The organism is Streptomyces sp. NBC_00057, assembly GCF_045041165.1.
In the GTDB taxonomy this organism is placed as follows: Bacteria; Actinomycetota; Actinomycetes; order Streptomycetales; family Streptomycetaceae; genus Streptomyces.
Genome location: NZ_CP108256.1, coordinates 4,222,068 through 4,246,562, shown reverse-complemented (window position 1 = coordinate 4,246,562; position 24,495 = coordinate 4,222,068). Strand labels below are relative to the sequence as shown.

The following is a 24,495-nucleotide window of genomic DNA, read 5'->3' as shown; positions in this document are numbered from 1 at the left end:
ATGAGCAGCAACGATCAGCAGCATCCGTACGGACAGGACCCGGGCTACGGGTACGACCCGCTGAACGGCCGGGAGCCGCAGCCTGCGCAGCCGTACGGACAGCAGCAGCCCTCGCAGCCGTACGGGGAGCAGGCGTACGGGGAGCAGTCCTACGGCGACCAGTCCTACGGCGCGCAGTCGGATGGAGATCGGTCGTACGCGGATCAGTCCTACGGAGACCGGTCCTACGGTCAGCAGTCGTACGGGGGCGAGTCCTACGGCGCGCAGTCGTACGGTCAGCAGGCCCCGTACGGAGCCCCGCAACAGGCGCACGGCCCGTACGACCCGAACCAGGCACCCCGGGCGAACCCCGGGCCCGCGTGGCCGGCCGGGCACATGCAGGATCCCGCCGCGCCTGCTGGACACGACCCGCAGGATCCCGGTGTCACCCAGACCTGGGAGGGCCAGACCTGGGACACCCAGTACCAGCCGACCATCCAGCCCGCCCAGCCTGTGCAGCAGCCCGTTCCGGCCGCTGCCGAGACCGGATATCTGCCGCCTCATCCGCAGCCGCAGGGTGCCTCCGGCTCCTACCCGCTGCCTCCCGAGGCCCCGGTCGCGCCCGTCGCCGCCGAGCCGGTCCGGGCGGCCGCACCCGCCGACGCGGCTCCGGCCGCCACCGCATCCGCGCACGACGCCGCCGGTTACAGCGCGCCCACCACCCTGGGCAACAGCCGAATCACCGATGCCCAGCGCGCCCGCGCCGAGGGCCGTTCGCCGATCATCGCGCCGGGTATGCAGCCCGCCGGGATCACCGCGGGACTCGGGCTGCTGCTCGCCCTCGGCGCCGCGATCGGGCCGTACGCCCTGGTCGTACCCCTGGTGCTGCTCCAGGCCGTGACCGCGGCCGGCTGGTTCCGGCTCAACGGCATGTGGCCGGCCCGGCAGGGCATCGCGCTCGCGTTCGCCGGTGGCTTCGTCGCCGACATCGCACTGCTCGCCGCGGGCCGCGAGAACGGACCGGCAGCCATCCTCGGCACCCTCGGCATCTGGGTGCTGCTCACCGTGGTCCTCCAGCTGCGCAGCCAGGCGAGCGCCGACGAGCGGATGCAAGGGCTGATGGCCACCGTCGCGTCGGCCGCCCTGTCCGTCCTGGCCGCAGGACATCTCGCGGCGGTCCCGGACGCGGTGACGGTGGGCGGGGTGGCCGTCGCGGTCGCCGTGCTCGTCCGCGCGCTGCCGCTGCCCGGACCTGCCTCGGTCGTGGTGGCGCTGCTCGCTGCCGCGGGCGCCGGTGCGGTGGCGGGGGCGTTCACCGACTTCGGTACGAAGGGTGCGCTGCTCGGCCTCGCGGCGGGCGGTTGCGCACTGATCGGGCTGCGGGTGGCGAGCTACGACTACCCGTCACGGTTCGTCCACATGACGGCCGGTGTGGCACTGCCGCTCACCGCCGCCGCCCCCGCCGTCTATCTGATCGGCCGCGCGATCTCGTAGCGCGGAACGGTAGCGCCCCCGGGAACCGAAGAGGGGTGACCACTCGTCGATCACCCCGGGCGCGCTGTGCATCCATGGTGGACGCGCGGGCGCCAGGGGTCCGGCCGGATTCAGGGTGGGGGAAGAGCGAGCATGCGTGCACTGCGAATACTGCTGGTCACAGTGGTGGTTCTGGGCGGGATCTTCGTCGCCGTCGACCGGGCGGCGGTGTACTTCGCCGAGTCGGAGGTCGAGGGGCGGGTCCAGGTCACCGGCGCCACGATCGGCTCGACGGACGTCTCCATCAAGGGATTCCCGTTCCTGACGCAGGTCGCCGGAGGCCGGCTCGACGAGATCGACGTCGAGATCACCGGCATCGAGACCGACGCCAACGGCCGCAGAATCCGGATCAGCCGGATGAACGCCGCGTTGCACGAGGTGAAGCTCGCCGATGGCTACTCCAGCGCCACCGCCGCCCGGGCCACCGGCACCGCCGTCATCTCGTACCAGGACCTGACCAAGGCCGCCGGCGACGGCATCGTCGTCGAGTACGGCGGCAACGGCAAGGTGAAGGTGACCGGCACGGTCGATGTTCCCGGCCGCCCGCTCTCGCGCAGTGTGCTCTCCACCGTCACCCTGGTCGACGGCCACACGATCAAGGTGCACGCGGACAAGGTGCCGGGCGAGGGCATCCCGGGGCTGGAGGGCCTGGTGCGCGAGAAGACCGACTTCGAGCGGGAGGTCGGCGGTCTGCCCAGCGGTCTGAAGCTGCAGAAGATCCAGCCGACCGCCGACGGCCTGGAGATCTCGGTGACGGGCACGGACGTACAGCTCGCCGGATAGGACCGACCGGCAAATGAGGGGCGGCGTCGCGGGGCGGTCCAAGACCGACCGGCAAATGAGGGCTTCAACGACCCTGCGCGCCACATATTGAGACGGCTGCGTCCGATCCGCAGATGACCGACGGGCGCCGACGGCGAGGGACCGGCACGGGGGAGACCGTAACGCCCTTCGTGTCTCGCATCATGGACGATCGTGTCTCGCGATACGACACGGCGGTGACATGCCCGCCCGTACCTCCCTACGATCGGTCCCATGCAGTGCTCTATTGGCGGTCTCCCGCAGCGGGGACGGGCGGATCTCACGAAGCGGCGGGCAGTGGACCTGTGCCGCGTCGCCGCCATGCTCTGTCGCACTGTCTGAGCGGGAGCCTTCGGCACCCCGCATTCCCCGGCCCTTCGACCGATGTCGGGGCCCATCCCGATCGCCTGTGCACGTGTGCCGCGCCCTGTGCCGCCGTACATCCGCGCATCACGCACCGTCTCGCACCATCTCGCCGCAGACTGCCCCGGAGGAGAACAGAATGAGCCGCAGTGACGTCCTGGTAGACGCCGACTGGGTCGAGGCCCACATCGACGACCCGAAGATCGCTCTTGTCGAGGTCGACGAGGACACCTCGGCGTACGAGAAGAACCACATCAAGAACGCGATCCGGATCGACTGGACCAAGGACCTCCAGGACCCGGTCCGCCGTGACTTCATCGATCAGGCCGGCTTCGAGAAACTGCTGTCCGAGAAGGGCATCGGCAACGACACCACTGTCGTCCTCTACGGCGGCAACAACAACTGGTTCGCCTCCTACGCGTTCTGGTACTTCAAGCTCTACGGCCACCAGGACGTCCGCCTGCTCGACGGCGGCCGCAAGAAGTGGGAGCTCGACTCCCGCGACCTGGTCGACGGCGACCGGATCCCGTCGCGCCCGGCCACCGAGTACAAGGCCCAGCCGCAGGACGAGTCGATCCGCGCCTACCGCGACGAGGTCGTGAAGGCGATCGGCAGCCAGAACCTGGTCGACGTGCGTTCGCCCGACGAGTTCAGCGGCAAGCTGCTCGCCCCGGCGCACCTCCCGCAGGAGCAGTCCCAGCGCCCCGGCCACGTGCCGACCGCCCGCAACATCCCGTGGTCGAAGAACGCCAACGACGACGGCACCTTCAAGTCGGACGACGAGCTCAAGGCCCTCTACGAGGACGAGCAGGTCGACCTGGCGAAGGACACCATCGCGTACTGCCGTATCGGCGAGCGCTCCGCGCTCACCTGGTTCGTGCTGCACGAGCTGCTCGGCCAGGAGAACGTCAAGAACTACGACGGTTCGTGGACCGAGTACGGCTCCCTCGTGGGTGTGCCGATCGAGCTCGGCGCCAACAAGTAACTGCGCACGACCCGGACCAGCACGACCCCCGACCCAGAAGGACAGAACACCATGTGTGGAGCAAAGGCCGGCGGCCCCGACGCTTCGACCATCAAGCCCGGTGAGACCACCATCCAGGGCAGCGTGACCCGCGACGGCGAGCCCGTCACCGGTTACGTGCGCCTGCTGGACTCGACCGGCGAGTTCACCGCGGAGGTCCCGACCTCGGCAACCGGACAGTTCCGGTTCTACGCGGCCGAGGGCACGTGGACGCTGCGCGCCCTGGTCCCGGGCGGCAGCGCCGACCGCACGGTCGTGGCGCAGACCGGTGGCCTCTCCGAGGTCGCGATCGCCGTCTAGTTCCGAACGCGGCCCCGTGCCGCTTCGCGGGCTTCGAGCCGCCGCGCCGGACTGTGTCCGCCGGACCGGCCCCGAGCTCCCGCGACGCCTTACCGGCCGAAGGGCCGTACCCCGGGGTTGGACGCCTTCTGATGCGGGGTACGGCCCTTCGTGCCGTTCGCGTGGGCGGGAACGGGCCTACGCTTGAGTTATGTACGCCCGACGCCGTCGCGGCTATTTCCTCATGATGGGCGGCTGCATCGTCCTCTTCGTATCGGCCTGGTCCTTTGTCAGACTGTTGTCGATGCCCGCCGCGATAGTGATGTGCGTCGTCGCCATGGTGATCCCGCCCGTCGCGGCCATGGTCGCCAACCGTCGGGGCCCGGAGGACCGCTGGTGGGACGATCCGTCGGGCGACCCGCAGTCCGACGAGTGGTGGGACGAGCTCGACGGCAAGAAGCGGCGGTAGCGGGTACGGCGCGGGTGCGTCAGTAGACGAGGGCCTGGACGCCGTCGGCCATGATCTCGCTGACGAAGACCTGGGCGCCCGCGATCCGTACACCCTCCAGGACGTCCTGCTCGGTGATGTCGCGACGGGCCGCGCACTGCGTGCACAGGGTGATCTGCCCGCCCGCCCGGATCGACTCGATCAGATCCGGCAGCGGCGCGGCATGCGGCAGTTCGAACTCCGCGGCGCGCCCCGGCAGAGCGAACCATGAGGATTCACCGGTCAGCCAGAGCGAGACTTCCACGCCGCTGGCGACGGCGACCGCGGCCACCGTGAACGCCTGCGAGCAGCGCTCGGCTGAGTCGGCACCGGCAGTCACCTTGATCACGAGCTTCTTCGGCATATGCCGAACTGTAATCGTCGGGCGGGCAACCTCATCTCCTCGGTGGCAGTCAGGTGTGTGCGCGGATAACGGAATCAGCGCCTCTGGTCTCGTGGGGGGACCCCAATTGGAACCGAAAGACACTATTTCTGACGGGCCGACGCCCGTGGCCGGGCCCTTGGCCGGGCCCGAGGCCGCACCGGCCGTCACACCGGCCGCCACGCCGGCCACCGCACCGGCCGCCACGCCGATGGCCGCCGCGCCCGTCGCGAAGCGCCCGCGTGGTCGTACGGCGCTGCTCGTCGTCGCAGCCGCGGTGCTCGGCATCGCGGGCGGCACCGCCGTGGGCTACGACGTACAGGCCAAACGCGCCCCGACCCCGCTGTCCGCCCTGTCGCAGCCCGATCTGGCGTACCCGGCGAAGGCACTGCCCCCGGACAAGGCCCCCGACCCGCTGCCCGCGTCCCAGGACCACCGGGTCAGGACCGACGGCGACCTGCGCAAGCTGATCGCGGACAGGCCCGCGGGCTGGAGCGACGACGACAGCTCGGTGCCGGGCCTCGGCGACGGCTGGCTGGACACGGACGTCTACGCCCGCCTCTACGAGGAGGAGGGCTCCATGTACGAGTACCTCCTGCAGGCCGGCATCCGCCGGATCGCGAGCGCCGCCTGGAAGCGCGGGCAGAACCGCACCGCCGAGACATTTCTCGTGCAGTTCGGCTCGACAACCTTCCATGGGGCCAAGGACTTCGCCGAGGAGCAGCTCAGGTACATGCCCGGAACCGGGACCGGTGCGGGCGACAACGGCGGTGCGATCGAGGGCAGCGGCAACGGCCGCTACTACGTCTACGAGGTCGAGCGGAAGCCGGGCCATCTGCCCTTCTACCGCGCCAGGGCCACCTTGTACCGCGGTGACATCGTGGCCGACATCTACCTCTACGACACCGTTCCGATCAGCAAGAAGGACATCCGGACGTTGGCCGAGAGACAGCTGGAGCGCCTGTGAACGACGTGACCACCGAGGTGGGCGCACAGGCAGCCGCGCCCGACGAGAACACCACCGCCACAGCCACCGCCGCCACCACAGCCCCCTCCTCGGGCCGACCGCGCCGGGTGATCCTCACGGCGCTTCCCGCCGTGCTGGTGCTCGCCGCGGTCGGGGGCGCCGCCGCGTACACCGGGAGCGTGGTGGACGGCGCCGACCGCGGCACCAGGACCCGTCTCTGGGCGAAGCCCGCGCACGAGCCGGGCAAGGACCCGGCCGGCGACGTGTCCCGGGGCCGGGCCTCCACCGCGCTCAGCAAGTTGCTGCTGCCGGTCCCGGCCGGCTACCGGCTCGGCCCCGACAACGGGGAGCTGGGCAACGACGGCGAGCTGAGCGGCAAGAAGGCGGCCGCCGCCATGAATCAGAGCGCCCGAGGCCTCGCTGGCAGGGAGCGCCGGGCCTTCGAGAAGCGGGTCGACGAGCTCCGTATCGAGGGCATCGCCACCCGTACGTACGCCGACGACGGCAACACCCTGGTGATCGGCACCGGGATCATGCGGATGAAGGACAAGAAGGCCGTCCGCAACCTCCACACCTTCAGGACGGGCCTCCTGGAGTCCATCGACGCCTTCCGCGCGGAGCCCCGGATCGAGGGGCACACGAGGAACGCCAGGTGCTACGTCCCGCGCAAGGGCAGCGGGGACGAGATCGAGTCGATGAACTGCCTCGCGTACGACGGCGAACTGAGCATCGAAGTCACAGCGTCCGGGACCAGGCCGTTCGACAGGGCGGCCGTCGCCGAACTCCTGAAGGACCAGCTCGACCACATCGCGTCCCCGGGGGAGTACGTATGACCGGGCAGACGGCGGAAACGTCCGCCACGACCTCGCCGGACGCGGTCGGCGCACCCGCCGGGGCCGTCCCCGTGCCACCGGTGCCGAAGCCGCCGCGGCGGGTCCTGCGGGCCGTCGCCCGGTGGATCGTCGCCGCCCTGGTCTTCGGGGGGCTCGGTGCCGGTACGGCCTTCGGCATCACTTCGATGGAACGCACCGACGTGCCCGGTCTGGCCACCAGGAGCGACGGCCGCTGGGACTATCCCGAGCTCAGCCTGCCCGCGCTCCCGGCCGGCGCGCCCCGCCCGTACAGCGACGGCAACGTCGCCGAGATCCACCACGCCGACCTGCGGAGCCTGCTGCTGCCCGCCCCGGCCGGGGCGACCGTGGACGAGAAGCTCGACGGCGGCTGGGTGAGCACGGAGCAGTACCTCTCCGAGTACGCGAGGAGCGAGCGCCCCGCCCTCGGGCGGCTGCTCGACGACTCGGCCCCGCGGCACATCGCCGCGCGCGGCTGGACCATGCCGGACGGCACATCGACCCGGATCTATCTCATCCGGTTCAACTCGACGGCCTTTGCCCAGGGCCTCTTGGACTCGATCATCGTCACCGGCTCCGCGGTGCCGCTCGTCGGGACGTCCGAGACGGTGCTCGACGAGGAATGGGCCGGCAGCAAGGTGACGGGCACCTCGTCCTACGTGTACGACGAGGTGAAGCCGTACGGCGAGGCACGGGTCCGCCAGGGCTACGTGGTCGCCGGCGACACGCTCGCCCTCGTCGTCCAGTCCCGCAAGGGCCGGGAGGACACCCGGAGCGTTCCGTTCCACCAGACGCTGATCCTGCAGAACCAGCTGCTGGGCTGACCTGCCCCTCGGCGATCCCCGGGCAAACCCCGAACCGACGGGCCGGGCCCCAACCCATTAGGCTGGGGCCCGGCCCCGTTTTGCTGCCATACCGCTCGTTCCAAGGAGCTCCCGTGCTTGAGGCATTCTTCTCCGCCCTGCTGGTCCTGGTCTGCGTCGGCGTCATCGCCTTCGCCGGCGTGACCGTGAAGAAGCTGTACCAGGGTCAGCGCTGACCCTCGCTGCCCTCGCCTCCGTCCGCGCCGGTATCCCCGTCGCGAACGTGACACTCATGCCCGATGTGTCACGTTCGCAGTCACCCGCCCCCACCTCACAGATCGTCTGAGCCGCTCATGATCGAGATCCCGTCCGACCTCCACCCGGACCTCGTCCCGCTGGCCTTCCTCCTCGGCAACTGGGCGGGCGCCGGTGTCTCCGACTTCCCCGGCGCCGAGCAGTGCAACTTCGGCCAGGAAGTGTCCTTCAGCCACGACGGCCGGGACTTCCTGGAGTACGTCTCGCACACCTGGGTGCTCGACTCCGAGGGCAAGAAGGTCAGGCCGCTGGAGTCCGAGTCCGGCTACTGGCGCATCGACAAGGGCCGCAAGGTCGAGGTCGTCATGGTCCGCGACCAGGGCGTCATCGAGATCTGGTACGGCGAGCTGGCCGACCAGAAGCCGCAGATCGACCTGGTCACCGACGCGGTGGCCCGGACCGCGGCCTCCAGCCCGTACAGCGGCGGCAAGCGTCTCTACGGCTATGTGAAGAGCGACCTGATGTGGGTCGGCGAGAAGGCCACCCCCGAGGTGGAGCTGCGCCCGTACATGTCGGCGCATCTGAAGAAGACCGTCACCCCGGAAGAGGTCGAGGCGATGGCGAAGAGCCTCGGCGACCTGCCGGACGACGGCATCGCCTTCTTCAAGTAGTCCGGCCCGTTCACGGGCTTCCCCTCGTACAAAGCTGCGGACAGGTGCTCACGCGGTCCTACACTGGGCCTGTGGTGAGCACCGACTGGAAGACCGATCTCCGACAGCGCGGCTATCGTCTGACGCCGCAGCGGCAGCTTGTCCTGGAAGCCGTCGACACGCTGGAACACGCGACGCCCGACGACATCCTCTCCGAGGTGCGCAGGACCGCGTCCGGCGTGAACATCTCCACCGTCTACCGGACGCTCGAGCTCCTGGAGGAGCTGGAGCTGGTCAGCCACGCCCATCTGGGCCACGGGGCACCGACGTACCATCTGGCCGACCGCCACCACCACATCCATCTGGTCTGCCGCGACTGTACGAACGTCATCGAGGCCGATGTCGATGTCGTCGCCGAGTTCACCGCGAAGCTGCAGGGCGCCTTCGGATTCGAGACGGACATGAAGCACTTCGCGATCTTCGGCCGCTGCGCCGACTGCACGGCGAAGGCGGCGTCCGAGGGTGCGGCCCGGACGGCCGGCGCGGCCGATCCCAAGCCTTAGGACAGGCCCAAGGCAGACCGGCAGCTGGAGGGCGGCCTTAAATCGCGTCGTACGCTGGTCGCATGAAGAGCCCTCTGCTGTCCCTGCCCGGCGCCGTCCCCGCCGAAGGCCGCGACGAAGGCGTCGCCGCGCACTACGGTGACCTGTTCCGTGAGCAGCGCGCCCTCGCCGACGGCTCCGGCCTCGTCGATCTCTCGCACCGCGCCGTCGTCACCGTCACCGGCAGCGACCGGCTGGCCTGGCTGCATCTCCTGCTCACCCAGCATGTCAGCGAACTCGCGCCGGGAGAGGCCACCGAGGCCCTGATCCTCACCGCGAACGGGCACATCGAGCACGCCCTCTATCTCGTCGACGACGGCGAGACCGTGTGGATGCATGCCGAACCGGGCACGCAGGGCGACCTCGTCGCCTATCTGGAATCCATGAAATTCTTCTACCGGGTCGAAGTCGCCGACCGCACCGAGGACTTCGCCGTGGTGTACCTGCCGGCCGGCTCCATCGCGGAGGTCCCGGACGGCGTGACGGTACGGGAGACGGCGTACGGCCGGGATCTGTTCCTGCCCCGCGCCGACCTGGAGAAGTACGCGGCCGGGCACGGTCCCGTGGCCGGCATCCTGGCGTACGAGGCGCTGCGCGTCGAGGCGCACCGTCCGCGCTTCGGCTTCGAGACCGACCACCGCACCATCCCGCACGAGCTGGGCTGGATCGGCACCGCCGTCCACCTCCAGAAGGGCTGCTACCGCGGTCAGGAGACCGTGGCCCGGGTGCAGAACCTGGGCAAGCCGCCGCGGCGGCTGGTCTTCCTGCATCTCGACGGCAGCGAGGTCGTCCTGCCCGGGCACGGCACACCGGTACGGCTCGCCGCGGACGGCGCCGAAGGCCGTCAGCTGGGCTTCATCACCACGTCCGCCCGCCACCACGAGCTGGGACCGATCGCGCTGGCCCTGGTCAAGCGGAACGTCGCGGTGGACGCGGAGCTGCTCGCGGGGGACACGGCCGCAGCCCAGGAGACGGTCGTGGAGCCGTAGCTGTGCGCAGATTCTCTACGCGCGACCGTCTGCACCGACTGCTCGAACCGGCTCAGACCCGACACGGACCCCACTCGGACCCGACCCGGCTCAGACCTCGATGATGACGGTGAACGGGCCATGGTTCGTGAGCGAGACCCGCATGTCCGCCCCGAACCGGCCCGTCTCCACCTGCGCCCCCAGCGCCCGCAGCTGTGCCACCACCTCGTCGACCAGCGGTTCGGCGATCTCGCCGGGCGCCGCGGCGTTCCAGGTGGGCCTGCGCCCCTTCCGGGCGTCCCCGTAGAGAGTGAACTGCGAAATCACCAGAAGCGGTGCATTTACATCGGAGCAGGACTTCTCGCCCTCCAGAATGCGGACCGACCAGAGCTTGCGGGCGAGCTGCGCCGCCTTCTCCGCGGTGTCCCCGTGGGTGACTCCCACCAGCACACACAGTCCCTCGCCGACGATTTCGCCGACCACCTCGGGCCCGCCCGATGCGCCCGCGCCGTCGGACACCGTGACGCTCGCACCGTCCACCCTCTGTACCACTGCACGCATACAGACCAACCTATCTTGGGCTGAACGGGTACAGAGCATCCACACAGGCACCACGGGAGTGGCACCATGCTCGGAAGGCGGTGTGCCGACGCACCGGTCGAGGGGATGGACAACAGCATGAGTACCCATGGAACCGGGCGGTCCCCCGGTGCCGTGCCGGGCACGCGCACCGGCACCAGTACCAGCACCATGCGCCCACCCGTGCAGCGAACCGGTCATGGCCCCGTGGACGGCCCGTGCGCGGGACCGCAGCCCGAGCTGGACGACCTGCGACTGCCGGAGCTGCGCACCCTGCGCCGCGAATCGCAGCGCGACGAGGCCGACCTCAGCTATGTGCGGCGGCTGGTCCAGGGGCGGATCGACATCCTGCGGGCCGAGCTGGCCCGAAGGATGGATCCGGAGACACCCGTGGTGGACCGGCTCTCGGAGATCCTCGCCGACACCCCGTCCCAGCACCGCTCCTCCGCCAGGCATGTCACGCTCACCACACCGCGCAGCGACGAGTACCGCCGACTGGCGGCCGAGACATTCGCCGAGGTCGAACTCTCCGACCTCGACGCCCGTACGGACGAAGAGCTGCACGCCGCGATGGGGCGCCTGGTCCGCTACGAACAGCAGGTCTCCCGACGTCGTCACCAGCTGCAACGGACCGCTGACGATTGCAGTGCGGAGATCGCCCGCAGGTACCGTGACGGTGAAGCACAAGTAGACGACCTGCTCGCCTGAAGCGACCCTTCCGGGGGCGGGTCCGCCCGTCCCCGGAAGGCCACCATGACCTCCAGCGCCGCCCCCGCTGCTCCCTCCGCCATATCCCCCGCTCACCCCGTCCTGGCCGAGGTCGTACGGTCCGGCTTCGTGGAGGGCCGGCACCGGGGCTCGCTGGTCGTGCTGGCCGCCGACGGCAGCGTGGAGCGGGTTCTGGGCGACCCGACGGCGCCGGTCTTCCCGCGCTCCTCCAACAAGCCGATGCAGGCCGCGGCGGTGCTGCGGGCCGGGCTCGATCTGTCCGGGGAGCGGCTGGCACTGGCCGCCGCGAGCCACTCGGGCGAGGACTTCCACCTCGAACTCGTACGCACGATGCTCGCCGAACACGGTCTGACGCCCGGGGATCTGCAGACCCCGCCCGATCTGCCGCTGGATCCGGCGGAGGCGGAGGCGTATCTCGCCGCGGGCCACGTCCGGGACCGGATCACCATGAACTGCTCCGGCAAGCACGCGGCGATGCTCGCGGTGTGCGCGGTGAACGGCTGGGACCGGGCCTCGTACCTCGACCCGTCGCACCCGCTCCAGCAACTGGTCCACCAGGTGGTCGAGGAGGCTGCCGGAGAGCCGGTCGCGGCGGTCGGTACGGACGGGTGCGGGGCTCCGCTGATGGCGATCAGCCTGGTGGGTCTGGCGCGGGCCTTCCGTTCGTTCGTGCTGGCGGAGCCGGGGTCGGCGGAGCGCCGGGTCGGGGACGCGATGCGGGCCCACCCCGAGTACGTGGCCGGAACGCGCCGCCCCGACACCTGGCTGATGCGGGAAGTGCCGGGCACGCTCTCCAAGATGGGCGCGGAGGCGGTGCAGGCGGTGGCGCTGGCGGACGGCCGGGCACTGGCCTTCAAGATCGACGACGGTGCGACGCGGGCACTCGGCCCGGTGCTGGCACAGTCGCTGCGCCTGCTCGGCATCGACGCCCCGGTGGTCTCCCGGATCGGACGCACGCCTCTGCTGGGCGGCGACGGCGAGGTCGGTGAGATCCGGGCAGCGTTCTGACCGGATTCCGCGTCGGCGGGAAAACCGGGCGACATCCGGTGAGCCGGTATCTAGCGTGGGGTGTATGCGCCTTGACGTCCGCACGATCAGCGAATCCGAGTTCCCCGGCTGGAGGCAGGCCCTGAACACCGGCTTTCTGCGCCCGCCGGTGGTGACGGGTGAGGAGGTCGCCGGCCGCCTCCCGCACACCGACCTGGCCCGTACGCAGGGTGCGTTCGACGGCGGGCGGTGCGTGGCCACGTTCCGTTCGTTCGCGCAGGAGCTCACGGTCGTCGGCGGCGCCAGCGTGCAGGCCGACGCGGTCTCCAACGTCACGGTGTCTCCCACGCACCGCCGTCGCGGGCTGCTCAGCCGGATGATGGCCACGGACCTGGCGGCGGCGAAGGAGCGCGGCGACGTGGTCGCCACACTGATCGCCGCCGAGTACCCGATCTACGGGCGGTACGGCTTCGGCCCGGCGGCGTGGACCACCGAATGGGAGATCGACGTACCGCGGACGGGCCTCGACCCGCGCTGGTCTGGGCCCTCCGCGCAGGACGGCGGCCGGATCGACCTGGTGAGCGGCGCGGACGTACGCAAACTGGGCCCGGCCCTCCACGACCGGTTGCGCGCCCGGCAACACGGGGCGGTCAGCCGCGACACACGCTGGTGGGAACTGAACACCGGCGAGAACCTGCCCGGACCCGGGACCTGGACGGAGCCCTTCTACGCCGTCTACAGCACCGCGGACGGCGAGCCCGACGGCCTGATCGTCTACCGCGCCGACGACAACTGGGGCGACGCCAAGCAGCCGCTGAACCGGGCCACGGTGCTCGGCCAGATCGCCGTCACCCCGGCCGCGGAGCGCGCGCTGTGGCACTTCGTCTGCTCGATCGACTGGATCACCACGGTCCGCACCGGCCACCGCGCCCCCGACGACCTGCTGCCACTTCTCCTCCCGGACCCGCGCGCGGCCCGCATCGTGACCCAGGCGGACTGGCTGTGGATACGCGTCCTGGACGTCGTACGCGCCCTGGAGGCCCGCACCTACGCGGTACCCGGCGCACTGACCCTGGACATCCACGACGCCACGGGCCTGACCGCCGGCCGCTACCACCTCGACGCCTCCCCGTCCGGCGCCACCTGCACCCCCACCACGGCCGCCGCCGATCTCGCCCTGGACGTCAGGGAGTTGGGGACGCTCTACCTGGGCGACGAATCCCCGGCCCGACTTGCGGCCCTGGGCCGCATCGAGGAACTCACGCCGGGTGCGGTGGCGCTGGCGGAGGGGATGTTCCGTGCGGCGCGGCGGGCTTGGTGCCCGGATGTGTTCTAGGGCTGCCCTCAAGCAGTCGTCCGGCTTCAATCACCTTCGCGGCGAACGAAGTTGAACGTTCGACCCCGTCGGGCACCGGAGCCGGCCGCTCAACGGAGGTTATTAACCGCTCGGCACAACACCCGGTGGCGCCGACGGAGGCGATGACCCGGCGGCCCTGCCACCGGCGTCGACGCCCTCCCCGACCGTACGGACCGTGCCGGGAGACCCCGCCGCCCGGCACGTACGGCGTCCGGACCGGGAAGTACTCCCTGAACCCACCCGAACGGGTCCGGGTCTCCACGAAGCCGATGTCAACGTGGCTCACCTCGATCACCACCTCACCAGGACCAGCCACCGGTTCGGGCGGCTCCGCCGCCGGCGGCACCTGCGGACCGCCCAGCTCCCCGACCAGCACCGCATGCATCTGGACCACACCCTTCCGGCTGTCGGCGGCCGGGCCCGTCCGACCGCCCTCGGACGTCAAGTCCGGTTGAGGTCAGGGCGTACGCTTCATGGTCATGAGCGGAGAGAAACCCTGGCCCGGGGCGGCGGTGCATACGGCCCCCTCAGCCTCTGCGGTCCATGCGCCGATGAGCCTGCGTGAGCGGAAGAAGCAGCTGACGTACCAGGCGGTCTCCGATGCCGCGATCGCGATGTTCCTGGAGCGGGGCTTCGACAAGGTCTCGGTGGCGGAGGTGGCGGCCGCCGCGGACATCTCCAAGCCGACGCTGTTCCGGTACTTCCCGACCAAGGAGGACCTGGCCCTGCACCGGTTCGCCGACCATGAGGACGAGGCGGCCCGTGTCGTCGCAGCCCGCGCGGACACCGAGTCCCCCCTGGACGCCCTGCGCAGGCACTTCCTGGACGGCCTGGAGCGGCGCGACCCGGTGACCGGGCTCTGTGATGCGCCGGAGGTGCTGGCGTTTATGCGGTTGCTGTACGGGACGCCGTCCCTGGTGGCCCGCATGTACGCCTACCAGGGCCGCTCGGAGGCGGCCCTCGCCGGTGCGCTGGGCGACCGGGTACGGGACAGGCTGGCCGCGGGCCAGATCATCGCCGTACAGCGCATCCTGGCCCTGGAGAACTGGCGGCGGATCGACACGGGGGAGAGCGCGGACCAGGCTTACGGCAGTGCGGTCGAGGCCGCCGAACTCGCCTTCGTGCAGCTGCGGTCGGGGCTCGGGGAGGAGTAATGGGCGGCAGCGGCGGACAGGCGGTGCCCGCGTCGGTGTCCGGGGCTATTCGGGCGGGCGGCAGTCTTCGGCGCTGCCCGTGAACACGATCGAATCGCTGTGCATCGGCGGGGGCCCGCTGCCGGTGACGTTCAAGGTCCATCCGCTCTTCTTGAGGGTCGCGCAGACGAACGTCTCCCGTTGGGAGCGGTCACTCACCTGCCGGCCGGCGGCTTTCAGTGCGGCAACGGCACCGGCGAAGGATCCCTTCGGCTTCGCCTTCCGCTTCTCCGGTTCCGTGTAGCGCCCCCAGGCGAAGGAACACCTGACGGCGGATTCCTCCTTCGCGCCCCGTCCGCTAGCCATGGGCGGGATCCCAGGCCCTGTGGTCCCGGGGGTGGCGGGTGTTCCGTGCCCCGCACGGTCAGCCCTCGGCCGGCATGTCCAGTGCCGTTCCGTACAGCCTGGTGACCCGGAGTCGGATCACCACGCGCCGGTCCGCGACGATCTGCTTCAGGAAGGCCGTCTCTTCCGCGGGAGTCTCGAAGCCGGGGGTCAGGGAGAGCAGTTCACGGCCGATCGCGTCGCCGGGAACGGTGGTCGGCTCCGACACCTCCGCCTCTCCCTCGGCGACCGCGAACGACCAGACGTCCGGGCCCTGTACGTGCAGGGAGGCGTGCGGGTCGTTGCGCAGCTGACGCACCTTGAGGCGGTCGGCGGTGGTGGACACGCGTACGACGCGCTCCTCGGGGTTCCAGTCGTACAGGACGGTCGACAGGTGCGGGTGACCGGTGCGCCGCACGCTCGCCAGGGTCCCGAACTGTTGCCGCCGGAGCAGCCGCGAAAGCTCTCGGTCGGTGAGTGCGCGGGGAGCGGGGCCGGTCCCCGGCTGCTGTTCGGTGGTGTGCTGCGCGTTCATGGTTCGGCCTCTCGGAAGGTTTGTTGGGGTGGGGTGTACGGGTGTGGGCTCAGGCGGCGGGCCCCCGCTCGGGGCGCCGCAGCACCGCGAACGCGATGACGAACGCGGCCACGAGGAGCCCGGTACCGACGGCGAAGGCCAGGTGGTAGCCCCCGGTCAGCGCCTCGGCGCGGCCGAGGCCGTCCGCGAGCAGGGTGTCGGTACGGGCGGCCGCCAGCGTGGACAGCACCGCGACGCCGATGGCCATGCCGATCTGCTGCGTGGTGTTGAACAGTCCGGATGCGAGCCCGGCATCGCCGTCCCCCGCCCCCGACATGCCGAGCGCGGTCAGCGCGGGAAGAGCGAGCCCGAAGCCCGCGGCGAGCAGCATCACGGGGAGCAGATCGGTGACGTAATGCGCATGTACGGGTACGCGGGTGAGCAGGCCGAGGACCCCGATCAGCAGGATCAGCCCGGCCAGCAGCACATTCCGGTCGCCGAACCGTGCGATCAGCCGGGCCGAGGCGCCCAGTGACACGGCTCCGATGACGGCCGCCGCCGGGAGCATGGCGAGACCGGTCGCGGCGGCACCGTAACCCAGCACGTTCTGGAGGTAGAGGGCGACCAGGATCTGGAACGAGAACAGCGCGGCCACCATGAGGACCTGGACCAGATTGGCGCCCGAGACGCTGCGCGAGCGGAGGATCCGCAGCGGCATGAGCGGGGTACGGGCGGTGGTCTGGCGGGCGACGAACGCGACGAGCAGTACGAGGGTGAGCGCGCCGAGTCCGAGCGTGGGCGCGGACACCCAGCCGTACTCCTCGACCCGTACGACGGTGTAGATGCCCAGCATCAGCCCGGCGGTCACGAGGAGCGCGCCGATGACATCGGCTCCGGCGGCCCGGCCGAGGCCATGGTCGGCGGGCAGTACGCGCACGGCGACGACGAGGGCCGCGAGCCCGATCGGCAGGTTGATGAAGAAGATCCAGTGCCAGTCGAGGGCGTCGGTGAGAACCCCGCCGAGCACCTGTCCGATCGACGCCCCCGCCGCGCCCGTGAAGCTGAACACGGCGATGGCCCTGGAGCGTTCGCCGGGCTCGGTGAACAGGGTGACGAGGATGCCGAGGCCCACGGCGGAGGCCATGGCACTGCCGACGCCCTGCAGGAAGCGGGCGGCGATCAGGACGCCGGGGGAGGCGGCGACGCCGGCGAGGAGCGAGGACGCGGTGAAGACGGCTGTGCCCGCCACGAACATGCGCTTGCGGCCGATGAGATCGCCGAGTCGGCCGACGAGCAACAGCAGGCTGCCGAACGCGATCAGGTAGGCGTTGACGACCCAGCTGAGGCCGGCGGGCGAGAAGCCCAGGTCTTCCTGGACGGCAGGCATAGCCACGGTCACGATCGAGCCGTCGAGGACGGTCATCAGCAGGCTGGTGGCGATGACGCCGAGGGCGAGCCGGCGTGAGGCGTGCGGGACGGGTGCGGGAGGGGCGGAGGCAGCAGGGGCAGACATGGGGCTCTCCTGTCGGACGGATCGACAAGAGGGACCGTAGCAGATGGTTTTGTTGCAGACTATTTGTTTCGGGTCTTGCTGTTGCGGACTACTTCTTGCTCTGGCGTGCGCGGCGGACGGTCCCGGGGCTCTCCTCCGGGGTGGCCAGATGGTCGCCGGCCAGCTGATTCAGGGCCCGCAGAAGGGCTTCCCGGTCGCCGGAGGGGAGGGTCTGCAGCGTGTCCTCGTGTACCCGGTCGACAATTCGCCGGCTCTGCTCGGCGAGCCGGGCGCCCTTCTCGGTGACCGCGATGATCCGGGCCCGCCGGTCCCGGCTGGACGGCCGGCGTTCGGCGAGGCCCGCGCTCTCCAGGGCGTCCACGGTCACCACCATCGTGGTCTTGTCCATGTCGCCGATCTCGGCGAGCTGGATCTGGGTGCGCTCCTCCTCCAGGGCGTGGACGAGTACGCAGTGCATGCGTGCCGTCAGCCCGACCTCGGCGAGTGCCGCCGACATCTGGGTCCGCAGGACGTGGCTCGTGTGGTCCAGGAGGTAGGAGAGGTCCGGTGCGTTACGGGCGGGTGCCATGGCGGTCATGTGTACCAGCGTAACAATTCGGACTGTGGTGGATAGTCTGCAAACGGACGTTCCGGCCCCGGCCCAGGCCCGTACGGCGGGAACGCGTCGGCGTCCACACCGGGGCCGGGCCGGTCGGCCCTTCCCGATTCGGTTACTCGCGACGCCCGAGCAGCGCCATGTCGTCCTCGTCGAGAGTCAATCGGCCGGCGGCCATGTTCTCCTCGAGGTGGGCGAGCGAGGCGGTGCCGGGGATCTGCACGATGGAGGGCGAGCGGGCCAGCCCCCACGCGATGGCGATCTGGAACGCAGTCGCACCGTGCCGCTCCGCCACCTTGCGGAGGTTCTCGCCGCCGAGATCGGTGAATCCGCCGCCGAGCGCGAAGAACGGCATGTACGCGATACCGGCGTCCGCGCACTCGTCGACGAGCGCGGCGTCCGCCTGGTCGAGCACACCGAACCGGTTCTGCACGGCAGCGACCGGCGCGATCGACCGGGCCTCCGCGAGCTGCCCGGCCGTCACATTGCTGACGCCGAGCTGCCGGATCAGCCCTTCCTCGCGCAGCGCGGCCAGCACGGCGAACCGCTCGCCGAGCGACTCGGCGACATCCGAACTCAGCCGCCCCACGCGCAGATGCACCAGGTCGAGGACGTCGACCCCGAGCTCCTCCAGATTCCGCTCCACCTCCCCGCGCAGCTGATCGGGACGGGCCTCGGCGTACATCTCACCGGTCTCGCCCCGCAGCGGGCCGACCTTGGTGGCGATGGTGACGTCCGCGGGATACGGATACAGGGCCTCGCGCAGGAGGTCGTTGGCACGGTGGGTGTCGGAGAAGTAGAAGGCGGCGGTGTCGATGTGCCGCGCCCCGAGTTCGACGGCGCGCCGCGCCACGGCCACAGCGGTCGCGGTGTCACCGGCGGGCCCGCTCCACCGCCCCGGCAACTGCATCGCGCCGAAGCCGAGCCGGGGGATGGAGACGGTGCCGCCCAGTTCGAAGGTGCCGGGGCCTGCGGCAGGCGCGGATTCTGAGGCTGAGTCGATCGGTGAGGAGGTCATGGGGGCAGCATGACTGCCGGAGGACCGGATCACCATATTCATTGTTGCCCGTCACGGGCACGGCATTCCGAGTCCGGCCGGGCCCGGCTACCGTGAGGCAATGACCTCCGAGCCGACGCCCGGAACGAGAGCCTTCCCGCCCCACCCGCTCCGCGGAGTCCGGGCGTCGTACGTCCGTCAGACCAGCTGTCCCTCCGACTACGCGCAGGTCGTCGCGGACTCCGAACCCTGGGAGGAAGGGGTCGCGTTCGAGACCGCCGACACCGCGTCGGTCAAGGGCCGGCCGACGGACGAACTCGCCTCGTTCCACGAGGGTTTCATCCAGGGTGTGCGCGAGGAACTGGCCGACCTTGCCGACCGCGAGTCCGGGACCGTCGTCGCGGTGGCGGTCGTCCTGCAGCGCATCAAGGTGCACGAAGTCGACTCCCACCCGGGGGCGTTCCGGGCGGCCGGACGCGTCGCCGTGCGCAACGCCCTGGTGCAGGCATACGGACCGCCGCCCAGGCCCAAGCGCCGCCGCGGATGAGGGTGGGCTTGGCCTCCCCGGCCCCGGGCGTGTCACCCGGGTCCGGGGCTGCCACCTGGTCCGGGGCATGCCGGTCCTGGGCTCAGGATTCCACGGCCGACCGGTGCAGGATCCGTGCCAGCTCGCGCGGCTGGGAGAACATCGGCCAGTGGCCGGTGTCCATCTCGACCAGGTCCCAATGCTCGCTGCCCGCCAGCAGCTTGGCCACGTCGTCGTTCGGCTCGTCGCCGTCGAGCAGGCACTTGATGTAGGTCGCCGGAAGCTCGCCGAGCGGGCGTGCCAGTACGGCCGGCTCGGTCAGCGTGGTGCCCGGATGCGGTGTCGAGCCGCCCACGATCCGGGCGATCTGCTCGTCGGTGAGGCCCTGGCCGTCGAAGTCGGCGGTGGTGAGCGGCGCCCAGAAGCCCCCGTTCCCGGCGATCGAGGCCTCCAGCGCCTCGCGGCCGGCCCACCAGCCGGAGGCGAACGATTCGCCGTCGACCGGAATCTCGGAGTCGACGAACACCACACGGGCCAGCCGGTCACCGATGCGTTCGGCGGCCTGGCCGACCGGGATGCCCGAGTAGCTGTGCCCGACCAGGACGACGTCGTGGAGATCGTGGCGTTCCACCTCGTCGACGATGTCCCGGACGTGGGTCTGCTGCCCTGCCTGCACGCCCTGCTTCTCGGCGAGGCCGGACAGCGTCACCGGGTGGGTGCCGTGCCCGGCCGTACGCAACTCCGACACCACCTCGTCCCACGCCCGCGATCCGAGCCACGCGCCCGCCACCAGTACGAATTCAGCCATGGTGGCAACCTAGCGCGGCGGTCCCACCGCTCGCCCCGGTTTTGCCCAGGTGCGGCGGGGGCGCATCCGAGCCCGTGTCAGCCGAGCGGGGAGGCGTGGCCCGGCCTGCACCCGGAAGGGACGCTGTTGCCGCTGATGTCGAAGTCCCCGCAGGTGAGAAAGACATCGTTGAACTCGCCGAGCACAAAGGCGAGCCCGCCGACGACTGCGACGACGCCGATGACCATCCTTCGCTGGCGTACGGAGAGCTCCGATTCCCCGAACAGCAGGAGTTGCAGGAGCACCCAGGTCAGCAGCGGGGCACCGATGATGCTGATGACGCCGCCCACCACGAAGAGCGCCTCGCCCTGCCAGTTGCCGCTGCGCGGCACGATGGCGGCGAGACTGATCCACGCGCTGGGCAGGGCCAGACAGGCCCGGTACACCCAGCCGTGCCGCGGCCCGCGTTCGCGCATCAGCAGACCGGCCAGCAGTACGGCCGTCGACACCGCCCAGAGGGTGAGCATCTGGTAGTAGAAGATGACGTTGTAGGCGCCGAGCGTGAAAGCGGGCTCCCAGACCGCCAGCGCTCCGCCGCCCGCGATCACGGCGGTCTTCGGCACCACCGAGGCCCCGCGGCCGCCACGCGTGCGGCTGGAGGCGGGGGCTGTGCCGTCACCCGCGCTTGCGTCTGCGGCGCGGGCGCCCTCGTCGTCATCCATGGGGACCCGTCTCCGGCATGGGGATATTTCCGCACACATTACCCAGAGTTGAGATCCTGCTGGGCTGTCCGCGCGGTCGGCCGGGCGGAAATGGGCGGACCATCCCGGACCATCCCGGGGGCCGCCACCCGGCCGCCCCCCGGCCGCCCCGCCGCTCCCATGGCCGACGCCACGCGAAAAGCCACGCACCACTGCCCCATGACATGCAGTCAGCCGATCCCGACCCGCTGACGCAAGGCCGTGGACGCGTTCTTCGCCGCCGCTCGCGACGGCGAGCTCGATGCGCTCTCGCCGTACTCGACCCCGATGCCGTCCTGCGGTCCGACGGCGGCGTCGCACGTGCCCGCCACACGGTCGCAGGAGACGGCCCTCGCTGCGGCCCGCCGGGTCGGCTGCCCGCCCGTCATCTCGGACGCGGGCGGCGCCGTGCCTTGATGGACATGCGGTTGCCCGAGGACCGGGGGACAGCCCTGCTTCGCATCGGCCCGCTGCCCGGATCGATCAGTGGATCTCGAGAACGCAGGCTGAACACGTCCGGATCTCCGATGCACCCAGCGGGTTGCACAACGAGGATCCATTCACCGTGCCGTTCACGCTACGGCCCGGCGGCGGGGCGCGCTCCACCGTTCCTGACCGGCCGCGTGTAGATCTTGTCCATGCATGCCGGGATGGCGGCGCCATGGTCATGGCTCCGGGCCCGGTAGGCGCTCGGGCTCTCGCCGACCAGCTGGGTGAAGCGGGAGCTGAACGACCCGAGCGACGTACAGCCGACCGCGAAGCAGACCTCGGTCACCGTGAGGTCGCCGCGCCGCAGCAGCGCTTTGGCCCGCTCGATGCGGCGGGTCATCAGGTAGCTGTACGGCGTCTCGCCGAAAGCGGCGCGGAAGCTGCGGGAGAAATGGCCCGGCGACATCAGGGCGTCACGCGCCAGCGCCGGGACGTCGAGCGGCTCGCCGTAGTCACGGTCCATCCGATCGCGGACCCGCCGCAGCCGGACGAGGTCGTCGAGGTTCGGCCGTCTCACCTGACCAGCTTCGCACAGCTCCCGAGGCCGGTGATGAGGAGCATGGACGACGCCCTGGAGCCAGAGGTGACCGAGGACGAGCCGAGCGACCTGCTCGGCAATGACGACCGCGGGTCCTGCGTCCGCGGTCGTCATTGCCGAAGCCCTCGGGCACTCCCCCGAGGTGGTCGGTCTTGCTCGTCCTGCTCGGACACGTGTCGCCACCAGTCGAGTGGGACGAGTCGAAACAGATGAGAGAACTCGTCCCACGGTGTCCGCGAGGGCCTCGGTCAGGTGCCGACGTAGGCCGCGAGGTGCTCGCCGGTGAGGGTGGAGCGGGCGGCGACGAGGTCGGCGGGTGTGCCCTCGAAGACGATCCGGCCGCCGTCGTGGCCGGCGCCGGGGCCGAGGTCGACGATCCAGTCGGCGTGCGCCATGACCGCCTGGTGGTGCTCGATGACGATGACCGACTTGCCCGAGTCGACGAGCCGGTCGAGCAGGCCGAGCAGGTGCTCGACGTCGGCGAGGTGGAGGCCCGTGGTCGGCTCGTCGAGGACGTAGACGCCGCCCTTCTCGGCCATGTGCGTGGCCAGCTTGAGCCGCTGCCGCTCACCGCCGGACAGCGTGGTCAGCGGCTGGCCGAGGGTGAGGTAGCCGAGCCCGACGTCGGCGAGCCGTTCGAGGATCCTGTGCGCGGCCGGCGTGTGTGCCTCGCCGGCGCCGAAGAACTCCTCGGCCTCGGTCACCGACATCGCGAGCACCTCGCTGATGTCGCGGCCGGCGAGATGGTATTCGAGCACCGATGCCTGGAACCGCTTCCCCTCGCACTCCTCGCAGGGGCTGGCGACGCCGGCCATCATCGCCAGGTCGGTGTAGATGACGCCGACGCCGTTGCAGGTGGGGCAGGCGCCTTCGGAGTTGGCGCTGAACAGCGCCGGCTTCACGCCGTTGGCCTTCGCGAACGCCTTGCGGATCGGGTCGAGCAGTCCGGTGTACGTCGCCGGATTGCTCCGTCGCGAGCCGCGGATCGCGCCCTGGTCGATCGAGACCACACCCTCGCCGGCGGGGATCGACCCGTGCACGAGCGAGCTCTTGCCGGAGCCGGCGACGCCGGTGACGACCGTCAGCACCCCGAGCGGGATGTCGACGTCGACGTCTCGTAGGTTGTTCGCTGTCGCGCCGCGGATCTCCAGGGTGCCGGTGGGCTTGCGCACCGTCTCCTTGACAGCGGCCCGGTCGTCGAGATGGCGGCCGGTGACGGTGCCGCTGGCCCGCAGCCCCTCGAGGGTGCCCTCGAAGCAGACGGTGCCGCCCCCCGTACCGGCGCCGGGGCCGAGGTCGACCACGTGGTCGGCGATCGCGATCGCCTCCGGCTTGTGCTCCACGACGAGCACCGTGTTGCCCTTGTCCCGCAGCCGCAGCAGCAGGTTGTTCATCCGCTGGATGTCATGGGGGTGCAGGCCGATCGTCGGCTCGTCGAAGACGTAGGTGACGTCGGTGAGCGAGGAGCCGAGGTGCCGGATCATCTTGACGCGCTGCGCCTCGCCACCCGACAGCGTGCCCGCCGGCCGCTCGAGCGAGAGGTAGCCGAGGCCGATCTCCACGAACGAGTCGAGCGTGTGCTGCAGTGCGGTGAGCAGCGGCGCCACCGAAGGCTCCGTGAGGCCGCGGACCCATTCGGCCAGGTCGCTGATCTGCATCGCGCAGGCGTCGGCGACGCTGATCCGCTCGATCTTCGACGACCGGGCCCCCTCGCTGAGCCGGGTGCCGTCGCACTCGGGGCAGGTGGTGAAGGTGACCGCCCGCTCCACGAACGCCCGGATGTGCGGCTGCATCGCCTCCTTGTCCTTGGACAGGAACGACTTCTGGATCTTGGGGATCAGTCCCTCGTAGGTGAGGTTCACGCCCTCGACCTTCACCTTGGTCGGCTCCCGGTGGAGGAAGTCCTGCATCTCCTTCTTGGTGAACTCGCGGATCGGCTTGTTCGGGTCGAGGAGGCCCGACTCGGCGTAGACCCGCACGGTCCAGAAGCTGTCGGACTTCCAGCCGGGGATGGTGAACGCGCCCTCGGCGAGCGACTTGGAGTCGTCGTAGAGCTGGGTGAGGTCGATGTCGGAGACGGTGCCCCGGCCCTCGCAGCGCGTACACATGCCACCGGTGCGGTTGAAGGTCGCTTTCACCGCCTTCTTGGCACCGCGCTCGACGGTGATGGCACCGCTCGCCCGGACCGAGGGGACGTTGAAGGCATACGCGCTGGGCGGGCCGATGTGCGGCTTCCCGAGCCGGCTGAAGAGGATGCGCAGCATCGCGTTGGCGTCGGTGGCGGTGCCGACCGTGGAGCGGGGGTCGGCACCCATCCGCTGCTGGTCGACGATGATCGCGGTCGTCAGCCCGTCGAGTACGTCGACCTCGGGCCGCGCCTGCGTCGGCATGAAGCCCTGCACGAAGGCGCTGTAGGTCTCGTTGATCATCCGCTGCGACTCCGCGGCGATCGTGTCGAACACCAGCGAGCTCTTGCCCGAGCCGGAGACACCGGTGAACACCGTCAGCCGGCGCTTCGGGATCTCGATACTGACGTCCTTGAGGTTGTTCTCGCGCGCGCCGTGCACGCGGATCAGATCGTGGCTGTCGGCAACGTGCAGCGCAGGCGACTGCGTGTCCGTCCTCGTGGCCATGCTCATCGTGTCTCCATCTGTTGGGCGGGGCCGCCTTCGCGGTCTCCGCC

The 24,495-nt window shown here is 70.6% G+C and carries 29 protein-coding genes; 18 read left to right on the top strand and 11 right to left on the bottom strand.

The window, feature by feature from the left end; translation table 11 throughout:
* The 6 genes from OG953_RS19900 (at position 1) to OG953_RS19875 (ending at position 4,448) form a co-directional block, all read left to right on the top strand.
* Positions 1-1,473, top strand: coding sequence for a hypothetical protein (locus OG953_RS19900; RefSeq protein ID WP_405685850.1), 1,473 nt, complete (start codon positions 1-3; stop codon positions 1,471-1,473).
* Positions 1,474-1,605: 132 nt separating this feature from the next.
* The gene (locus OG953_RS19895) at positions 1,606-2,295 is read left to right on the top strand and encodes a DUF2993 domain-containing protein (protein ID WP_405685849.1); all 690 of its coding nucleotides are present in this window, start codon (positions 1,606-1,608) and stop codon (positions 2,293-2,295) included.
* 252 nt (positions 2,296-2,547) lie between these two features.
* Entirely contained in the window at positions 2,548-2,655 is a 108-nt protein-coding gene (locus tag OG953_RS19890; RefSeq protein WP_350983699.1) for a putative leader peptide, read from the top strand.
* Positions 2,656-2,815: 160 nt separating this feature from the next.
* Positions 2,816-3,661, top strand: coding sequence for a sulfurtransferase (locus OG953_RS19885; RefSeq protein ID WP_405685847.1), 846 nt, complete (start codon positions 2,816-2,818; stop codon positions 3,659-3,661).
* 51 nt (positions 3,662-3,712) lie between these two features.
* A complete protein-coding gene (locus OG953_RS19880; RefSeq protein WP_018490348.1) occupies positions 3,713-4,000 on the top strand; it encodes a DUF1416 domain-containing protein in 288 nt (95 codons plus the stop codon).
* 190 nt (positions 4,001-4,190) lie between these two features.
* A complete protein-coding gene (locus OG953_RS19875; RefSeq protein ID WP_405685845.1) occupies positions 4,191-4,448 on the top strand; it encodes a DUF3099 domain-containing protein in 258 nt (85 codons plus the stop codon).
* Between the two features lie 19 nt (positions 4,449-4,467).
* Here the strand turns inward: OG953_RS19875 and OG953_RS19870 are convergent, their stop codons facing one another.
* Positions 4,468-4,830 (bottom strand): DsrE family protein, encoded by a 363-nt coding sequence (locus tag OG953_RS19870; protein WP_405685844.1) that lies wholly within the window; start codon positions 4,828-4,830, stop codon positions 4,468-4,470.
* A gap of 145 nt (positions 4,831-4,975) precedes the next feature.
* Here OG953_RS19870 and OG953_RS19865 point away from each other — a divergent pair, with 145 nt between their 5' ends.
* From OG953_RS19865 to OG953_RS19840, 6 genes are all read left to right on the top strand, one after another.
* Entirely contained in the window at positions 4,976-5,815 is an 840-nt protein-coding gene (locus OG953_RS19865) for a hypothetical protein (protein WP_405685842.1), read from the top strand.
* Complete coding sequence (locus tag OG953_RS19860) at positions 5,812-6,648, top strand: hypothetical protein (RefSeq protein ID WP_405685840.1); 837 nt, start codon at positions 5,812-5,814, stop codon at positions 6,646-6,648. The genes OG953_RS19865 and OG953_RS19860 overlap by 4 nt, the downstream gene beginning before the upstream one ends.
* Entirely contained in the window at positions 6,645-7,490 is an 846-nt protein-coding gene (locus OG953_RS19855) for a hypothetical protein (protein WP_405685839.1), read from the top strand. The genes OG953_RS19860 and OG953_RS19855 overlap by 4 nt, the downstream gene beginning before the upstream one ends.
* Before the next feature lie 332 nt (positions 7,491-7,822).
* Positions 7,823-8,395: an FABP family protein gene (locus tag OG953_RS19850; protein ID WP_405685838.1), complete on the top strand. Its 573-nt coding sequence runs from the start codon at positions 7,823-7,825 to the stop codon at positions 8,393-8,395.
* 71 nt (positions 8,396-8,466) lie between these two features.
* Positions 8,467-8,937: a Fur family transcriptional regulator gene (locus tag OG953_RS19845; RefSeq protein WP_405685836.1), complete on the top strand. Its 471-nt coding sequence runs from the start codon at positions 8,467-8,469 to the stop codon at positions 8,935-8,937.
* A 62-nt stretch (positions 8,938-8,999) separates the two neighbouring features.
* The gene (locus OG953_RS19840) at positions 9,000-9,965 is read left to right on the top strand and encodes a YgfZ/GcvT domain-containing protein (protein WP_405685835.1); all 966 of its coding nucleotides are present in this window, start codon (positions 9,000-9,002) and stop codon (positions 9,963-9,965) included.
* A 90-nt stretch (positions 9,966-10,055) separates the two neighbouring features.
* Here the strand turns inward: OG953_RS19840 and dtd are convergent, their stop codons facing one another.
* On the bottom strand, positions 10,056-10,505 hold the full coding sequence (gene dtd, locus OG953_RS19835) for a D-aminoacyl-tRNA deacylase (RefSeq protein WP_266359344.1): 450 nt from the start codon (positions 10,503-10,505) through the stop codon (positions 10,056-10,058).
* 117 nt (positions 10,506-10,622) lie between these two features.
* Between dtd and OG953_RS19830 the strand changes: the two genes are divergently transcribed.
* From OG953_RS19830 to OG953_RS19815, 4 genes are all read left to right on the top strand, one after another.
* Entirely contained in the window at positions 10,623-11,231 is a 609-nt protein-coding gene (locus OG953_RS19830; RefSeq protein WP_405685833.1) for an ABC transporter substrate-binding protein, read from the top strand.
* Between the two features lie 45 nt (positions 11,232-11,276).
* Positions 11,277-12,260 (top strand): asparaginase, encoded by a 984-nt coding sequence (locus tag OG953_RS19825; protein WP_405685831.1) that lies wholly within the window; start codon positions 11,277-11,279, stop codon positions 12,258-12,260.
* Between the two features lie 64 nt (positions 12,261-12,324).
* Positions 12,325-13,575 carry a GNAT family N-acetyltransferase gene (locus OG953_RS19820; protein WP_405685829.1) on the top strand — a complete coding sequence of 417 codons (1,251 nt, stop codon included), beginning with the start codon at positions 12,325-12,327 and terminating at the stop codon, positions 13,573-13,575.
* A gap of 494 nt (positions 13,576-14,069) precedes the next feature.
* Positions 14,070-14,750, top strand: a complete 681-nt coding sequence (locus tag OG953_RS19815) for a TetR/AcrR family transcriptional regulator (protein WP_405685827.1) — start codon at positions 14,070-14,072, stop codon at positions 14,748-14,750.
* Positions 14,751-14,795: 45 nt separating this feature from the next.
* On the opposite strand, the gene OG953_RS19810 is transcribed toward OG953_RS19815, so the two are convergent.
* The 5 genes from OG953_RS19810 to OG953_RS19790 all read right to left on the bottom strand — a co-directional run bounded on the left by OG953_RS19810 (position 14,796) and on the right by OG953_RS19790 (position 18,753).
* Complete coding sequence (locus OG953_RS19810) at positions 14,796-15,095, bottom strand: hypothetical protein (RefSeq protein ID WP_405685825.1); 300 nt, start codon at positions 15,093-15,095, stop codon at positions 14,796-14,798.
* Positions 15,096-15,153: 58 nt separating this feature from the next.
* Positions 15,154-15,648 carry a pyridoxamine 5'-phosphate oxidase family protein gene (locus OG953_RS19805; RefSeq protein ID WP_405685823.1) on the bottom strand — a complete coding sequence of 165 codons (495 nt, stop codon included), beginning with the start codon at positions 15,646-15,648 and terminating at the stop codon, positions 15,154-15,156.
* A 49-nt stretch (positions 15,649-15,697) separates the two neighbouring features.
* Positions 15,698-17,140, bottom strand: a complete 1,443-nt coding sequence (locus OG953_RS19800) for an MFS transporter (protein ID WP_405685821.1) — start codon at positions 17,138-17,140, stop codon at positions 15,698-15,700.
* Positions 17,141-17,228: 88 nt separating this feature from the next.
* Positions 17,229-17,717: a MarR family winged helix-turn-helix transcriptional regulator gene (locus OG953_RS19795; protein ID WP_405685820.1), complete on the bottom strand. Its 489-nt coding sequence runs from the start codon at positions 17,715-17,717 to the stop codon at positions 17,229-17,231.
* A gap of 133 nt (positions 17,718-17,850) precedes the next feature.
* Positions 17,851-18,753 (bottom strand): oxidoreductase, encoded by a 903-nt coding sequence (locus tag OG953_RS19790; RefSeq protein WP_405685818.1) that lies wholly within the window; start codon positions 18,751-18,753, stop codon positions 17,851-17,853.
* Between the two features lie 100 nt (positions 18,754-18,853).
* On the opposite strand from OG953_RS19790, the gene OG953_RS19785 reads away from it, so the two are divergent.
* The gene (locus tag OG953_RS19785; protein ID WP_405685817.1) at positions 18,854-19,279 is read left to right on the top strand and encodes a hypothetical protein; all 426 of its coding nucleotides are present in this window, start codon (positions 18,854-18,856) and stop codon (positions 19,277-19,279) included.
* An 82-nt stretch (positions 19,280-19,361) separates the two neighbouring features.
* On the opposite strand, the gene OG953_RS19780 is transcribed toward OG953_RS19785, so the two are convergent.
* Together OG953_RS19780 and OG953_RS19775 are read right to left on the bottom strand one after the other, a co-directional pair.
* Positions 19,362-20,066, bottom strand: coding sequence for an alpha/beta fold hydrolase (locus OG953_RS19780; RefSeq protein ID WP_405685816.1), 705 nt, complete (start codon positions 20,064-20,066; stop codon positions 19,362-19,364).
* Positions 20,067-20,143: 77 nt separating this feature from the next.
* The gene (locus OG953_RS19775) at positions 20,144-20,767 is read right to left on the bottom strand and encodes a hypothetical protein (protein ID WP_405685815.1); all 624 of its coding nucleotides are present in this window, start codon (positions 20,765-20,767) and stop codon (positions 20,144-20,146) included.
* 240 nt (positions 20,768-21,007) lie between these two features.
* Here OG953_RS19775 and OG953_RS19770 point away from each other — a divergent pair, with 240 nt between their 5' ends.
* Entirely contained in the window at positions 21,008-21,202 is a 195-nt protein-coding gene (locus OG953_RS19770) for a hypothetical protein (RefSeq protein WP_405685813.1), read from the top strand.
* 160 nt (positions 21,203-21,362) lie between these two features.
* Here the strand turns inward: OG953_RS19770 and OG953_RS19765 are convergent, their stop codons facing one another.
* Positions 21,363-21,737 (bottom strand): helix-turn-helix transcriptional regulator, encoded by a 375-nt coding sequence (locus OG953_RS19765; RefSeq protein ID WP_405691928.1) that lies wholly within the window; start codon positions 21,735-21,737, stop codon positions 21,363-21,365.
* Positions 21,738-22,060: 323 nt separating this feature from the next.
* Positions 22,061-24,451 (bottom strand): ATP-binding cassette domain-containing protein, encoded by a 2,391-nt coding sequence (locus tag OG953_RS19760; RefSeq protein ID WP_405685811.1) that lies wholly within the window; start codon positions 24,449-24,451, stop codon positions 22,061-22,063.
* Positions 24,452-24,495: the final 44 nt, after the last annotated feature.